At 37.1% G+C, this 385-nt stretch carries 1 protein-coding gene; it reads left to right on the top strand.

What is annotated here, in order from left to right; genetic code table 11:
• Positions 1 to 44: 44 nt before the first annotated feature.
• The coding region (locus tag GR212_RS36720) for a hypothetical protein (protein WP_204326934.1) at positions 45 to 385 on the top strand (341 nt) is incomplete at its 3' end.

Here is a 385-nt window from a genome sequence, read left to right on the forward strand (position 1 = left end):
TTGTTATAGTGCCCCTCGTTGAGTTAAGCAAAGGAGAATCAACAATGTTAAGCATCGAAAAAATCAACTTCCCGATCACATTTAAAAATTGCGCTAACGGTAAAAATATTACATATCACAGTGAATACAGCAACGGCGTTTGGAGTAGCGGCGAGAAAAGCAGTCTTTCATTGCAATATTTCATTAAGCTGCATAATGAGCATAACCAAAGCAATAGTAATGTGTTGAGGTACTATTACGAAATGGCAGAAAAACGCGAGGATAACGATCTGTTATATGCGATGAAATATTTAAATATCAGGCCTGGCCATGTCAATTTAAACGGTGCTGTGTTTACTGAGTCAGTAGGTGCTAAAGATTACGATTACATTTGCAAGGTTGAAAA

This window comes from Martinezella lusitana, assembly GCF_010668395.1.
Lineage (GTDB): Bacteria > Pseudomonadota > Alphaproteobacteria > Rhizobiales > Rhizobiaceae > Rhizobium > Rhizobium lusitanum_A.